The organism is Candidatus Aquiluna sp. UB-MaderosW2red, from assembly GCF_900100865.1.
Classification (GTDB): Bacteria; Actinomycetota; Actinomycetes; order Actinomycetales; family Microbacteriaceae; genus Aquiluna.
Genome location: NZ_LT627734.1, coordinates 1,587,650 through 1,602,473, shown reverse-complemented (window position 1 = coordinate 1,602,473; position 14,824 = coordinate 1,587,650). Strand labels below are relative to the sequence as shown.

Sequence of the window (14,824 nt, the reverse complement as noted above, 5' to 3'; positions counted from 1 at the left end):
GGGCTTCTAGAGCATGCAGCTGACGCAGTTTTCGACCTCGGTGCCCTCTAGGGCAGCCTGGCGAATCCTGATGTAATAGATGGTTTTGATGCCCTTGCGCCATGCGTAAATCTGTGCGCGGTTGACATCTCTGGTGGTGGCGGTGTCCTTGAAGAACAGGGTGAGTGACAGACCCTGGTCAACGTGCTGGGTTGCAACCGCATAGGTGTCGATGATCTTGTCTGGACCAATCTCATAAGCATCCTCGTAGTAGTCCCAGGTCTTATCGGATAGGAATGGAGCTGGGTAATAAACCCGGCCCAGCTTTCCTTCTTTACGAACCTCGATGCGAGAGGCAATCGGGTGGATCGAGCTGGTGGAGTTGTTGATGTAGCTGATCGATCCGGTTGGTGGGACAGCCTGCAGGTTCTGGTTGTAGATACCGTGCTTCATAACTGAAGCTTTTAGTTCTGCCCAGTCGCTTTGGGTTGGAATAGCGATGTTTGAATCCTCAAACAACTCCTTCACCTTTGGTGTCGCAGGAGCCCACTCTTGATCGGTGTACTTCTCAAAGAATTCACCGGAGGCATACTTTGAGTTCTCAAAGTTGTGGAAGTAGCTCTTTCGCTCAATCGCGATGCGGTTTGAAGCGCGAATTGCATGGTACACAACGGTGTAGAAGTACATGTTGGTGAAATCAAGCGCGACCTCAGAGCCGTAGTGAATCTGCTCACGAGCTAGGTAGCCGTGCAGGTTCATCTGGCCCAAGCCAATTGCGTGGCTCTTGTGGTTACCGTCTGAGATCGAGCGAACACTCTCGATGTTTGACATATCGCTCACCGCGGTTAGCGCCCTGATCGAGGTCTCTACGGTGTTGGCAAAGTTCGGCCCATCCATTGCCATGGCAATGTTCATGGAGCCTAGGTTGCAAGAGATGTCCTTTCCAATGTCGTCGTAGGAAAGGTCTGGGTTGTAGGTGGTGGGGGTGTTTACCTGCAATATCTCAGAGCAGAGGTTCGACATGTTAATGCGGCCCTGAATCGGGTTGGCCTTATTAACGGTGTCTTCATACATGATGTAGGGGTAGCCGGATTCAAACTGAAGTTCTGCAATTCGCTCAAACAGCTCACGAGCCTTGATCTTGGACTTCTTGATGCGCGGGTCATCAACCATCTCGTTGTACTTCTCGGTAACCGAGATGTCACCGAATGGGATGCCGTAGACCTTTTCGACATCGTAAGGGGAGAACAGGTACATGTCCTCGCCGTTTTTGGCTAGCTCCAGGGTGATATCTGGAACTACTACGCCGATCGACAAAGTCTTAATGCGGGTCTTCTCATCGGCGTTCTCACGCTTGGTGTCCAAAAAGCGCAGGATGTCTGGGTGGTGAGCGTTTAGGTAAACCGCTCCGGCACCCTGGCGAGCGCCAAGCTGGTTTGCATAGGAGAAACTGTCCTCCAAAAGCTTCATCACCGGAATGATCCCGGAGGACTGGCCTTCGATCTTCTTGATTGGTGCGCCATACTCACGAACGTTGGAAAGTGAAAGGGCAACGCCGCCACCGCGCTTGGAAAGCTGAAGGGCTGAGTTAATGCCGCGGGAGATGGACTCCATGTTGTCTTCGATGCGCAATAAGAAGCAGGAGACAAACTCGCCGCGCTGCTTTTTGCCACAGTTCAAAAAGGTCGGGGTGGCTGGCTGGAAGCGGCCCGAGATCATCTCTTCGACCATGTTGATTGCCACTGCCTCATCGCCATCGGCAAGTGTTAGTGCAACCATTACAACTCGGTCTTCGAAGCGCTCTAGGTAGCGGGTGCCATCGAAAGTCTTTAGTGCGTAGCCGGTGTAGAACTTATAGGCACCCATGAATGCTTCGAAGCGGAACTTCTTTGAGTAGGCAAGCTTCTCAAGGGTCTCAATGAACTCAAACTTGTATTTGTCGAGGATTTCTTTTTCGTAGTACTCGTTTTCAACCAGGTAGTCCAAGCGCTCTTCAAGGCTGTGGAAGAAGACGGTGTTCTGGTTGACGTGGTCCAAAAAGTACTTGCGAACCGCAAGCTTGTCTTTTTCAAGCTGAAGCTTCTGGTCCTCACCCCAAAGGTTAATCATGGCGTTGAGGTCCTGGTAGCTCATGGCGGTTTCAATACCTGATTTACCGACTAGGTTGCCTCGGTCGTCTGCTATTTCTACGATTTGGTTTGCCATAGGGTGGCCAGCCTTTCTTTAACTTCTACTACATCTTCCGGCGTGCCGGTTATTTCGAATCTGTATAACACTGGTACTCCCAGCTTGGAGGCAACGATGTCTCCGGCTTTACAAAAGTGGGAACCAAAATTGGTGTTTCCCCCAGATATGACAGCCTTGATGTGTTTCCGGTTTATCGGATTATTTAAAAACTTGATTACCTGTTTTGGAACAGTGCTCGAGTCGTTCCCGCCACCGTAGGTGGGGACGACTAAAACGCTATCCCGATCGTGCACAAACTCGGCTGCTTCATCGGTCTTTAGTGGGATCCGAATCGCATTGCTGTCGATTTTGTCTACGAAGCGTTTGGTGTTTTCCGAGACACTCGAGAAATAAACAACGTCGAACATCTCAAAACCTTTTCTTAGGCGCTGATTGCTTGGATTTTGTCCATCCGGAAACCGCTCCAGTGCTCTTGGCCTGAAACAACTACCGGTGCTGCGGTGTAACCGAGGGTCTTCACCATCTCTAGAGCCACTGGATCCTGGCTCATGTCAACTTCCGAATACTCGATCTGGTTGCGCTGCAACATGCGCTTGGTGCTATCGCATTGAACGCAGGATGGAAGTGTGTAGACGGTGACCGACATTGGTACTCCTTGATAAATCGTTTTGGCTGCTGGATGAGGCTAAAAACCTCTGTTTTGGTGCAATTTTTAGAGAAAAACTCGCTAACTGAGGACTTACTAATATAGCACTAAACCACTACATGTAGTGATAAAACTCTAGAAAATTCTCTTATTTAGTTATTTCTTGAACACTAAACCACTACTTGAACTTTAGACACCTGCTTTAACCCGCGTGTCGCAATAAGTTTTGCGAAGTGGAGCACAAGCGACATTCTACGTAGCGTAGAATTTATGTTTAAGGTACACAAATTCTGCCGGTACCCACCCACAAAGATTGGATTCGGATGCGCAAGATTGCTGTTTTAATTGCCTCACTGTTGGTTTTAGCAGGCTGCGCTCCGATTGGCGACAGCGAGGACGGCATGGAACTAGGGGAGCTGTGGGTGAAATCCTCAGAAATGTCGATGGTCGGTGGTATGAGTGCTGTCTATGGAACACTCACCAATAACTCAGATCGGGACATAACACTAATCGGCGGAACAACTTCGGTGGCAAACATTGTTGAGGTGCACCAGATGATGATGATGGACGGTGAGATGAAGATGCAAAAGATTGATGGGGGGCTCTTAATCCCGGCCGGTCAAACCGTCCTGTTAGAGCCTGGTGGAAACCACCTAATGCTTATGGATCTGGTTTCGGATGTACTGGCCGGCGACCAAATCACCGTCACCTTTGAATTTGATGGCAACGCAGATGTGGTTGTTGATGGCATGACCGCTAAGCCATCGGTCGGTGGCGACGAGGAATACCACAGCACTGACATGGGTAAAACTGACATGGACATGACCGATATGGAAACGAGCAACTAGCTTGGTTTCAAGAAGAGGCTTTCTAACCGGCACCGCGGCGACAGCTGCCGGCACCGCACTCGGTGTTGCCGGTGGGGCCTCTGCCAGCTCCTTTTTTAGCACTCAGGCTCAAGAAACTGCAACCGCCACCCGCTCGCTCGAGTTTTACGGTGAGCACCAGATGGGCATCGAGCTAGATATGCAAGCCGTCACCAACATGGTTGCCTTTGACATCAAACCGGGTGTCGACAAGGCATCGATGCTGCGCTGGATGGGTTTGCTCACCGACGACATTCTTAGGCTGTCTTTGGGGCAAGCGGTTTTGGCAGACCCGGCCCCTGAGTTGGCGATTGGGGCTGCCAGATTCTCGGCTTATGTTGGTTTCGGTCCAAGTCTTTTTCAAAAGCTCGGTCTTGAGTCATTGATGCCGGTCGGTTTTAAAGAACTGCCCCGATTCAAAGTGGATCAGCTCCAGCCAGAATTCTCGGCGGGTGATGTGTTGATTCACATCGCTGCCGATGACCCAATCGTGCTATCTCACGGCACCCGTGGCCTGATTCGCGACTCGATGCCCTTTGCAACTGTGAAATACAGCCAGGCTGGCTTCACCCACACGCCGGGCATGCTCAAATCTGGGGTGACGCACCGAAACCTGATGGGTCAGGTCGATGGAACCGCGAACCCTGCGCTGGGATCAAGCGACTTTGACGATGTGGTCTGGATTGATGATGGACCCACCTGGATACAAGGTGGCACTCAGATGGTTTTCCGCAGGATCGCCATGAACCTAGACACTTGGGATCAACTTGGCACCCCCGCTAAAGAAGAGGTCATCGGCAGAAAGCTCGGTTCTGGCGCGCCGCTAACCGGTTCAATAGAGTCTGATACACCGGATCTGGCAGCCAGGCATCCAAATGGCCTAACTGTGATTCCGGAGTTTGCTCATATCAGAAGAGCTGCCCCAGCAAGACCTAACGAGCGAATATTCCGCCGGCCTTTTTCTTATGAGGCTCCGGTTTCTTCGCAGGGAAGCCCGAATGTGGGGCTGTTGTGGAATGCGTACATAAAGGACCTCTACGGGCAATTTGTTCCAATTCAAAGGCGCCTTGATGAACTGGATCTGTTAAATGAGTGGACCATTCCAATTGGTTCTGCCGAGTTTGCAATCGCAGCTGGAGTAACTCAGGCTGAGGTTATCGCGCAGGCGCTATTCTCTTAGGGTGCCAAGACCTCCTAGAACTCCAAAGGTTCAATCTGTTATCTCCACGGGAAGTCAACTTTCACCCAGGATGATGGGTATTTACATCGGTATTCTGGCGCTTTCGCTCAGCCTAATTCCATTCGCTATTGACCCTCACCTGCCGACCTTCCCTTATGTCGCAGACTTCTTCGGCCTGCCGCAGGGAACCATTCAGTCCTCAATAGTCGGTGTGACCATCGGGATTGCAGTCGGTCAGATTTTGATTGGCCCACTCACCGACGCTTTCGGCAGAAGACTGCCGATGATTATCGCGATGCTGGGTTTTGCAGGAGCCACGCTTTTGGTCATGATTGCGCCAAGCTTTGAGGTTTTCCTATTTCTCAGATTTCTAATGGGGCTCTTTGGAGCCGCCGCCGATGTCATCGGTCGGGCAATTGTTCGGGATCTATTTCGCGGCCAGGCGATGCAGCAAATGCTCTCCAGGATCTTTATGTTTCAAGCACTTTCACCGATTCTGGGACCAATTGTGGGCGCGCAGTTACTCGGGGTCGGCCCCTGGCAGAACGTCTTTTTGGTCTTTGGGCTGGTGGGTCTCGCGCTGAGCATATTCTCAATGCGCTTTTTGGTAGAGACTTTGCCGGTAGCTCAGCGTCGCAGCCCCTCAATCACGGGCATGCTGCGCGGCTATCGCTCGGTGCTCAGAGATCCGGTATTTGTGGGTTTGATGTTCTTTGGTGCCAGCGGGCTAGCTGGCATATTCGGCTACCTGAACACGGTGCCAATTCTTTACCAGGAAAGCTTTGGCCTAGACACCGCAAGCTTTGGTCTCTGGGTTTCGGTTAATGCAATTGCGCTTTGGTTTGGCTTCCAATCCGGTGGAATAATGGCGAAGCGCTTCAGGGCGCAATGGATGCTTCTGGTTTATGCAATAGCTGGCCTGGTGGTTGGTGGTTTGATGATTACCACCGCGGGCAGTGGCTTATTAGTCGCAGAATTGCTCTTTTTAGCCCAGCTTTTCCTATTCGGCTCGGCCGGAACATCGATTCCTACTCTCGCGCTATATAACCACGGCACCGAAGCAGGCAGCGCCTCTTCATTACTTGGCATGAGCGCATTTGGCGCTGCCAGCATCTTTGGAGCTATTGCGGCAGGTTTGGACGCCAGTACCACCTTGAACATGGGGATTATGTTGGCCAGCTTCTCCGCGTTTGCTCTGATTGTGATTTTTACTCTAATTAAGCCCTGGCTGATGCCGGACCTTAGGGACAAGGCTGAAGCTAAGAGTTAGCTCGCTTAGTTACTACTGAGACCTTTTGATTTAACCTGCGACCTTTTCGTTGGGCCAAGAAAGCTCCAAGGATAACCAGAACTGCTCCAACGGGTTCATACCAGTGCAGGTCTTCGCTAAGCAGCAAGACACCCCAAATGGTCGCTATCAAAGGGTTGGTATAGGTGACAATTGCGGCGGTGGCGCTTCCGGCTTGGGCCACGACACCGTGGAATAGCCGATAGGCAAAGCCAGAACCCAATACCCCGAGCGCCAAAAGTGCCCCGACGGTTTCGAATCTTGGCGCTGCCACAAACAAAGGCCCGGTCATTAGGTAAAGCGGCAACAGAGTCAGTGCCGCCGACAATACCTGAGCCGCTGCGGTCGTGGTGGCAGGCAGGCCCATCGGGGTGACGTGCTTGCGGATATAAGGACCGCCAATGCCGTAGGACATGGCCGCCATGACCAACGCGATTATGGCAAGCGGTTCATTGTCCCCAAAGCCCTGCCAAACCCCCAGGGTTACTGCAACCCCAATCAGGCCAACTAGGAGACCCACAATGGCCAGCATCGAGATTTTCTCAGTTTTATAGATAACCAAAATAGACAGCAGTGTGAACATCGGGGTGGCGGCGCCAATTATGGCGGCCAACACGCTGGTGGTGGACTGCTGAGCGTAAGAGAAAAGTGAAAAAGGAATTGCGCTCATTAGTAATCCTGCGACCCAAAGGTGCAACCACTGCACTGGCTTACTGGGAAAGCGCTGGCGAAGCAATAAGCCAAGTAGCGCCATGGCCACTCCACCCAAAAAGGTGCGCCAGAATGCCACTCCGAAAAAGGTGGTTAGTTCCAGTGACAGCTCGGTGAACAGAAAGCTCGAACCCCAAATCAGGGCCATTGGGATAAAAAGCCAGATCCAGTGTGAGCGCATTTCACGAGCCTACCGATTTAGTAACAAGTCATTGTCGTTGAAGTGAATTTGTAACGCCCGAGCCTTTCTGCTCAAAATTCACAGAAGCCGCTCGGCTCGTTTTTTTAGAAACTTTGCCACTTCGTAGTTCTCATGCCGCTGAAAAGGCAAGGCACCGTCGATTATCATTTTTGGTAGGTCGGCCAATATCCCTAGCTGTTTATCAATGACTTTTTGGGCTGCTTTTTCTGGAACTAGAAGCTGTGCCGCAGTCTTAATCAATAGATTTCTGGACCAATTAGTGACCAGGCCGCCTATTGGTAGTGCCATTTCTCTATCCTGGTAATACCTTGTGCACAGTAAGTCGTAAGCGGGTGAAACCCGCCATTCCCCAGCTGGAGTTTCCAAAATTGAATAGTTTTTGGCGTGCGTGTCACCGTTTCCGATAAGCCAGGAGAAGACAAGTTGCCTAAACAAATTCAGGCCAGCCACAGCTGCCGCAGGGCAGAGTGAAATCAACTTATTCGCAACCCTTAGGAAATCTTGGTTGTATTTTTCCGCTGGATATAAATTCAACGCCTGAGAACCGTCCTCGGCTGCCAACCTGTGTTTGACCCCCTTTAGACTCACTCGATCGAACCTCTTGAGACGCAGGGCGTGCTCACCTTTGGAATCGGTTAGTAATTTAAACTTGTAGGTCTCGACCCCGCATTTATTGGCGAGCCCCAAAAAGAAATTCTCATTCTCCACGGCAAATGGAACAGTTGCAGGGTTGAGCTTCAAAATGTAATCGATGCTCGCGAACCTCACTGGAGCATTAATCATCTTGCTGGAGACCTTGTCTTGAACTCCGGGAATCCCACTGGCTCGGGATCCAAAATAATCTTGGCGAATCTTCCCGAAGCTAAATTCGGAATCACTCAAATTTAGCGAGAGAGACTCTCTTTCAAGCTCGGGATTCGCACCAATGGGAAGGACTTGGACATCGCCAATTAAGTCCTGCCCAACTTCTAAGAGCAGGCTAAGGTCATCATTTAGTGAGGCCTTGATTCGATTCTTCATAGCGATCAACCGGGGTCCTTCCGGGAGCAGGCCGGCAAAAAATGCCGGAGTTGCGCCGTTTTGAAGGGTGATAGCGTCAGCGCTTCTCGGCAGGGTCGTTGCCAATGGCGGCATATGGGAGTTTAGGTAGTCGTTTTGATATTCAAAGCGGATCCCCTGACTGGTCCTGGTGAACCTGGCAGCCAGGATTCCCTTTTTGTAGATCAATGCTTCCGAGTTACTCATTCTTGGCAACTTCGATTCGAATCTTTAGCCCCAGTGCTTCGAGAATCCTCAGCACTCGCTTCAGGCTCATCGAATTACTACCATTCTCCAATTCAAATAGCGAGCGAGTAGAGACATCAGCCAGGTCTGCCAGCTCAATTTGGGTAAGGCCCAGATCTTTGCGCCTCGACTGGATTAGTTCGGAAACCTTCAAGAGCGCACTCTCCTAAATCTGCAATTTACTTCTGATTTAGAACAAAAATAGCGATAGCTCGGGGCTTAGTCAAGTAATTCGGCAATATTTTGCCGAATTACTAACTGCTGGGGCTGAAGCGAATCAGTAAACAGCAAAATCAGCAGTTTCTTGCCGAAATAGGTCAGGCGCTTGAGCTAGTTAGTGGCTAGACGGAGTCGTCTCAACCTCTGATCGATCAGCGGACCAAAGGGTGTGAAAGACGCCCGGTAGGTCAACCCGCTTATAGGTGTGAGCGCCAAAGAAGTCGCGCTGTCCTTGAATCAGAGCGGCTGGAAGACGCTTGGCACGCAAGCCGTCGTAGTAGCTAAGAGACGAGGCGAAGGCTGGGTTTGGGATGCCGGCCAATGAGGAGTGAGCCACAACCTTGCGCCAGGATTCGATTGAGGTGTCAATCGCTTTTGTGAAGTAGTCGTCAAATAGCAAGCTCAAGAGGCTCTCGTTCTTGGCATAGGCGTCGGAAATACGGTTTAGGAACTGGGCGCGAATAATGCAGCCGCCGCGCCAGATCTTTGCCACATTGCCAAGATTAATGTCCCAGTTATATTCAGCTGCGCCGGCACGAATTGCATCAAAGCCCTGGGCGTAGGCGATGATCTTGGAGGCGTAAAGCGCTTTGCGAACATCCTCTACAAAGGCTGCCCTGTCTTCAATAGTCCACGTTTGAGTTTTTGAGGGAAGGTGGCCGGCGCCTTGGCGCTGAGCCTCTTGAGATGAAAGGCTTCTGGCAAACACCGCTTCGGCGATGCCCGAGACCGGGGTGCCAAGATTCAGTGCAGTCTGAACGGTCCAGACCCCAGTTCCCTTGGAGCCGGCCTGGTCAAGCACAACATCGACCAGCGGCTTGCCAGTTTTTTCATCGACTTGCCTTAGGACCTCGCCGGTGATTTCAATAAGGAAGCTCTCGAGCTCGCCCTTATTCCACTCCGAAAAGATATCTGCTATCTCTGAAGGCGAATAGTTGCCCGCTTGCCGCAAGACGTCGTAAGCCTCAGCGATTAGTTGCATGTCGGCATACTCAATGCCATTGTGGATCATCTTTACAAAGTGACCGGCACCATCGGTGCCGAGGTGAGTGACGCATGGTTCGCCATCCACAACCGCAGCAATCGAGGCCAGGATTGGACCGAGAGTTTCATAGGCTTTTTTTGATCCGCCAGGCATTATTGAAGGTCCTTTCAGGGCACCTTCTTCACCGCCTGAAATCCCTGCGCCAACAAAGTTGATGCCCTTGGCGCTAACTTCATTCTCACGGCGAATGGTGTCGGTGAATAGGGCGTTCCCGCCATCCACGATTATGTCGCCCGGCTCAAATCTTTCGGCCAATTGGCTAATGACGGCATCGGTGCCGGCACCCGCCTGCACCATGATGATTGCGGTTCTTGGGGATTGAAGTGATGCAACAAACTCATCGATTGATTTTGAGGGGATAAAGTTCGCTTCGGGGTGCTCAGTTACTAAAAGTTCGGTGCGTTCTTTTGAACGGTTATAAACCGCAACGCGATTGCCCTCTCGGGAGGCCAAATTTCTTGCCAGGTTAGATCCCATTACTGCCAGACCAACTACGCCGATGTTTGCTTTTTCAGACATTTATTTCCTTTGCGGGTTCGATGCATAACTTCGAATGCTTCAGCGCGCGTCGTTGAGCGGAATTTCTTTTAGGTTAGCGCACATCGGCAATGCAACTCTTGGTTTATTGCAAGCGCGAATCGACTGATTGTGGGGTATCCGGTATTAGCCTTAGCAGGTTATGAAAAAGCGCATATTAGGTTTTATGGTGGTTTTGGGTCTCGGGCTCACTGCATTATTTCCCACCCCGGCATTCGCCGCGAGCTGCACAGCGGCCAAACAGCTGGCCTCTAAAAACATCAAAGATCTCCATTTAGAGGTCTTGAATGCAGAAACTGGCCAGCAGCTTTTAGGCATCAATGAAACTGATTCTGAGCGCACCGCATCGGTTATGAAACTTCTAACAGCCGCGGTTGCCATCGACGTGCTGGGCCCCGAGCATCAGATAACCACGAGTGTTTATGCAGATCCGCAAAATCCGGGCAAGATTTATTTGGTTGGAGCGGGAGATGTCACATTGTCTCGGATGCCCGGGAACGTGACCTCTTATTACGCCAAGGCGCCCAAGTTAGACACGCTAACTAGGCAGATAGCCAGCTGGGCAAGGCTCTCCGGGGTCGCAATTACTGAAGTTTCAATCGACAATTCACTTTATGGCGGCAATGCCGACTATCACGAGACTTGGGATAGAAGGGGTCTAAGCCAGGGCTACATGGCCCCAGTTTCAGCGCTGCAAATTGATGCCGGCCGAATCACCAGCACCCAGAATCCGAATCGCTGGCTGGCTAAGCGCACCACCAAGCCGGTTGATCAAGCCGGAGAGCTGTTTTTGGCCTCTCTGAATAAAAGAAATATTGCCGTTGGGGCCAAGGTGATTCAAGAGGTCTTGCCAGAAGGGGCTATCGCAATCGCCTCGGTGCAATCAAGACCGCTGTCCGAATGGATCTCAAACATGCTTCGAGTTTCTGATAACTCATTGGCCGAAGCCATGGCCCGCAATGCTTCTTTGGCCCTGGGTTTCGATGGCAGCATGGGGTCTCTCACCAAAACCTATGCCCAGGTGTTTCAAGCTCGAGGCTTGGATGTATCGAAGCTCTCAATAATCGATGCCTCCGGCCTTTCAAGACTAAATAAAGTGCCGGCCGAGTTTGTGAATGACCTCTTGGTTTTGATTAATAAAGGTGTCGATAACTACTCGGTGATTGAGGCCGGCATGCCAGTTTCAGGCAAATCAGGTTCATTGAGAACTCGTTTCGCTACTGGATCCAAGGCCGCCACTAGGGGCTTGGTAACTGCCAAGACCGGGTTTATCAGAACTGGTTATTCGCTTGCTGGGTTTCTGACTGCACGAGATGGCACGGAGCTGATTTTCACGGTCTACAATCTTTCGCCGAGGGCAACCTTTAATAATCGCTTGGCAATGGACAACTTGGTCTACCGGCTCTTTCAGTGCGGAGCCAAGCTGAGCCTCTAGGGATGTTTCTGGGGCACGCTTGGGTCGATAGATATCAAGATACCCTTTAGGTATGGCTCGTAGCGTATATGTCGCCTCGGTAGAGGGTCACACTGCCAAATCCGTGGTCGCCCTCGGGGTCCTGGAGGCACTGACAAAAAAATATAAGAAGGTTGGTGTTTTTCGTGCCATCGCTCCGACCGAACACGACTCTGTTTTAGAGCTTTTACTGGAAAGCACAAACACCGAATTTCCGATAAGTGAATCGGTTGGGGTCAGCTATAAAGAGATGCATCAAACTCCGGAAAAAGCCATCAGCCTGATTCTTGACCGCTTTAAGGCTCTAGAAGACAAATGCGATGCCGTGGTGATTTTAGGTTCCGACTACACCGACGTTTTTTCTCCCGCAGAGTTTTCTTTTAATTCCAGGGTTGCCACCAACCTCGGTGCACCTTTGATTTTGGTCTTCAATGGCCGCGAGATTCATTCCACCTCCGAGCACCTTGGCCAGGCTAAACCCAGAAGTTCGCAGGATTTGATGTCGATGGCCGAGCTCGCGATGCAAGAGGTCAAAGAAGCCCACACCACCATCTTGGCCGCAGTGGTGAATAGGGCAGACCCTGAACGCCTCGAATCCATCAAAGAAGCCTTGGGTAATGCGCTTCCTAAAGAGGTTCCAATCTGGGTTATTCCGGAAGAGCAACTTCTGTCTGCACCAAGAATGGAGCAAATCCTGGAGGCTGTTTCTGGGAAGCTACTTTTCGGGTCGGAAGCCAGGCTGCGAACTGAAGCTCTTGATTTAGTTGTTGCAGCAATGACTCCCGAGCACGTCCTGGAGCGAGTATCAGAGTCTGCGGTGGTGGTGGTGCCGGCCGATCGAACCGATGTCCTGCTCGCGCTTCTGATGGCGGATAGCTCAAAGAATTTCCCTCAGCTTGCTGGCATCGTGCTGAATGGTGGCTTTGAGCTCCCGAGGCTGATTAGTGAATTGATAGCCGGCCTCACCCCAACCCTGCCGGTTATCACCACCGATGGCCGAAGTTTCGACACCACCATGAAGATATCCGCCGCACGCGGCCGGGTCACCGCTTTGGACCCCGAGAAGTTGGTCTTGGCCAGAAAGTTGGTTGTTGACCATTTGGACACTGATTTACTGACCGAGCGACTTGAGGGCCTGGAATCTAGCGCCATAACACCTCTCGCGTTTGAATACTCCCTGGCCCAAAGGGCTCGAGAGGCGAAAAAGCGAATTGTCTTGCCGGAGGGGAATGAAGACCGGATTTTGCAGGCCGCTGATCAAATCATCAAGAAACAAATCGCCAGCCTAATTCTTCTTGGGGAGGAGTCGAGCATCCGTGCTAGAGCTCATGAGCTAGACCTAGATCTCTCAGCAGCCGAGGTCATCAATCCTAAAACCTCAAATCATCTAGCTGCTTGCGTGGCCGAATATGTCAAACTCAGGAGCCACAAAGGCGTGACTGCGCTGCAGGCCACCGAAAAAATGCTGGATGTCTCATATTTTGGCACCATGTTGGTAAAACTCGGAGTCGCCGATGGCATGGTCTCGGGAGCAGCCCACACAACAGCCCACACCATCACCCCGGCCTTTGAGTTCATCAAAACCAAGCCCGGTGTCTCAGTTGTTTCCTCGGTGTTTTTGATGGCCCTGGAGGACCGCGTCTTGGTCTATGGGGACTGCGCTGTGATTCCGGAGCCTACGGCTGAGCAGCTAGCCGACATCGCAATCTCCTCGGCCAAGACTGCGAGGAACTTTGCTATCGAGCCCCATGTCGCGATGCTCTCTTACTCAACCGGCGCATCTGGTTTCGGGGCGGATGTTGATCGGGTGCGGGAGGCAACCAGGTTGGTCCGGGAGCGCGAACCCGGTTTATCGGTTGAGGGCCCGATTCAATACGATGCCGCGGTCGATGTTGCGGTGGCCAAGGCTAAGCTTCCCGAGTCAACAGTCGCCGGCCACGCCACAGTCTTTGTTTTTCCGGATTTGAATACTGGGAACAACACCTATAAAGCAGTGCAGCGAACCTCTGGGGCCGTTGCTATCGGGCCCATCCTGCAGGGCTTGAATATGCCGGTGAATGACTTATCTCGCGGAGCACTGGTAGCCGATATCGTAAACACCATCGCAATCACTGCGATTCAGGCGGGCCAGCAGTGAGGCCGATTCTGGTCATCAATTCGGGCTCCAGTTCCTTGAAGTATCAGCTGATTGATGTTGATTCTTCGGTCGCTTTAGACTCCGGCTTAATTGAGCGAGTCACCGATCATGCGGCAGCCTTCGGGCAGATGCTTGCCCAGCTCTCTGGTCCGAGACCGCTTGCGGTTGGGCATCGGGTGGTTCACGGTGGTTCGTTGTTCTCAGCTCCGACTTTAATCAACGAGGAAGTGATGTCTGAGATTGAGAACCTGAGTGCTTTAGCGCCGCTTCATAACCCGGGCAACGCAGCCGGTATTAGGGGAGCAATGAAGGTGTTCGCGGACTTGCCGCAGGTTGCAGTTTTTGATACCGCCTTTCACCAATCCATGCCGGCGAGTTCTTATAGGTATGCGATTGATGCTCAGTTAGAAAAAGAATTTGGAATCAGAAGATATGGCTTTCACGGAACCAGTTACTCCTACGTCTCCAAAAAGGCCGCGGAGTTCATCGGGATAGATTCAAGCAAGCTAAGCGCCATTATTTTGCACCTAGGCAGCGGCGCTTCGGTTTGTGCAGTGAAAAATGGCAAGTCCTTCGATACCTCGATGGGATTAACCCCACTGCAGGGCTTGGTGATGGGCTCACGCTCGGGAGACATAGACCCCGCAATCATTCCTTACCTCGAGCGTGTTGCCGGAATGAGCACTAACGAGATTGACCAGAGTCTCAATAAAAATGCCGGGCTTCTGGGGATGACGGGGGAATCGGATCTTCGCGATGTTGAGTCCCGAGCGTCTAATGGCGACCAAGTTGCCATCGAAGCGCTTGCGGTTTACTCCCAAAGAATCAAGCACTACATCGGAGCATATTTGGCGGAGATTGGCCCGATTGATGCACTGGTGTTCACAGCCGGTGTCGGGGAAAATTCCAGCGGGATGCGGGCCCAAGTATTGGCCGGTTTGGAGCATCTCGGTTTCAATTGCGACAAAGATTTGAATGAGTTTCGCAGTAGCCAGGTTAGGAGTATTTCAGACTCCGGGACTCAAATTTTGATCGTGCCGACAAATGAAGAGCTTGAGATAGCACTTCAGGCTCAGAGTTTTATTTAGTT

At 51.6% G+C, this 14,824-nt stretch carries 13 protein-coding genes; 6 read left to right on the top strand and 7 right to left on the bottom strand.

All coding sequences use genetic code 11. The features are described 5' to 3' along the window. Positions 1–6: 6 nt before the first annotated feature. The 3 genes from nrdE to nrdH are packed head-to-tail and all read right to left on the bottom strand — an operon-like array spanning position 7 to position 2,812. On the bottom strand, positions 7–2,112 hold the full coding sequence (gene nrdE, locus BLP47_RS08145) for a class 1b ribonucleoside-diphosphate reductase subunit alpha (protein ID WP_249883434.1): 2,106 nt from the start codon (positions 2,110–2,112) through the stop codon (positions 7–9). A 53-nt stretch (positions 2,113–2,165) separates the two neighbouring features. Next, entirely contained in the window at positions 2,166–2,573 is a 408-nt protein-coding gene (gene nrdI, locus BLP47_RS08140) for a class Ib ribonucleoside-diphosphate reductase assembly flavoprotein NrdI (RefSeq protein WP_091852632.1), read from the bottom strand. 14 nt (positions 2,574–2,587) lie between these two features. Then, complete coding sequence (gene nrdH, locus BLP47_RS08135; RefSeq protein ID WP_091852629.1) at positions 2,588–2,812, bottom strand: glutaredoxin-like protein NrdH; 225 nt, start codon at positions 2,810–2,812, stop codon at positions 2,588–2,590. 323 nt (positions 2,813–3,135) lie between these two features. On the opposite strand from nrdH, the gene BLP47_RS08130 reads away from it, so the two are divergent. The 3 genes from BLP47_RS08130 to BLP47_RS08120 are packed head-to-tail and all read left to right on the top strand — an operon-like array spanning position 3,136 to position 6,128. Next, positions 3,136–3,660: a copper chaperone PCu(A)C gene (locus BLP47_RS08130; RefSeq protein ID WP_091852626.1), complete on the top strand. Its 525-nt coding sequence runs from the start codon at positions 3,136–3,138 to the stop codon at positions 3,658–3,660. Position 3,661: 1 nt separating this feature from the next. Next, complete coding sequence (locus BLP47_RS08125) at positions 3,662–4,858, top strand: Dyp-type peroxidase (RefSeq protein ID WP_091852623.1); 1,197 nt, start codon at positions 3,662–3,664, stop codon at positions 4,856–4,858. Between the two features lies 1 nt (position 4,859). Further along, complete coding sequence (locus BLP47_RS08120; RefSeq protein WP_091852620.1) at positions 4,860–6,128, top strand: MFS transporter; 1,269 nt, start codon at positions 4,860–4,862, stop codon at positions 6,126–6,128. On the opposite strand, the gene BLP47_RS08115 is transcribed toward BLP47_RS08120, so the two are convergent. The 4 genes from BLP47_RS08115 to gndA form a co-directional block, all read right to left on the bottom strand. Next, positions 6,118–7,038, bottom strand: coding sequence for a DMT family transporter (locus BLP47_RS08115; RefSeq protein WP_091852616.1), 921 nt, complete (start codon positions 7,036–7,038; stop codon positions 6,118–6,120). The two genes, BLP47_RS08120 and BLP47_RS08115, sit on opposite strands and share 11 nt — an antisense overlap. Before the next feature lie 78 nt (positions 7,039–7,116). Beyond that, on the bottom strand, positions 7,117–8,304 hold the full coding sequence (locus BLP47_RS08110) for a type II toxin-antitoxin system HipA family toxin (protein WP_091852613.1): 1,188 nt from the start codon (positions 8,302–8,304) through the stop codon (positions 7,117–7,119). Then, positions 8,297–8,497 carry a helix-turn-helix domain-containing protein gene (locus BLP47_RS08105; protein ID WP_091852610.1) on the bottom strand — a complete coding sequence of 67 codons (201 nt, stop codon included), beginning with the start codon at positions 8,495–8,497 and terminating at the stop codon, positions 8,297–8,299. The genes BLP47_RS08110 and BLP47_RS08105 overlap by 8 nt, the downstream gene beginning before the upstream one ends. 180 nt (positions 8,498–8,677) lie before the next feature. Continuing rightward, complete coding sequence (gene gndA / locus BLP47_RS08100) at positions 8,678–10,126, bottom strand: NADP-dependent phosphogluconate dehydrogenase (RefSeq protein ID WP_091852607.1); 1,449 nt, start codon at positions 10,124–10,126, stop codon at positions 8,678–8,680. A gap of 160 nt (positions 10,127–10,286) precedes the next feature. On the opposite strand from gndA, the gene BLP47_RS08095 reads away from it, so the two are divergent. The 3 genes from BLP47_RS08095 to BLP47_RS08085 are packed head-to-tail and all read left to right on the top strand — an operon-like array spanning position 10,287 to position 14,822. Beyond that, on the top strand, positions 10,287–11,579 hold the full coding sequence (locus tag BLP47_RS08095; protein ID WP_091852604.1) for a D-alanyl-D-alanine carboxypeptidase/D-alanyl-D-alanine-endopeptidase: 1,293 nt from the start codon (positions 10,287–10,289) through the stop codon (positions 11,577–11,579). 52 nt (positions 11,580–11,631) lie between these two features. After that, a complete protein-coding gene (pta, locus tag BLP47_RS08090) occupies positions 11,632–13,734 on the top strand; it encodes a phosphate acetyltransferase (protein ID WP_091852600.1) in 2,103 nt (700 codons plus the stop codon). Then, positions 13,731–14,822, top strand: a complete 1,092-nt coding sequence (locus BLP47_RS08085; RefSeq protein ID WP_091852597.1) for an acetate/propionate family kinase — start codon at positions 13,731–13,733, stop codon at positions 14,820–14,822. The genes pta and BLP47_RS08085 overlap by 4 nt, the downstream gene beginning before the upstream one ends. The last annotated feature ends 2 nt before the right edge of the window (positions 14,823–14,824 follow it).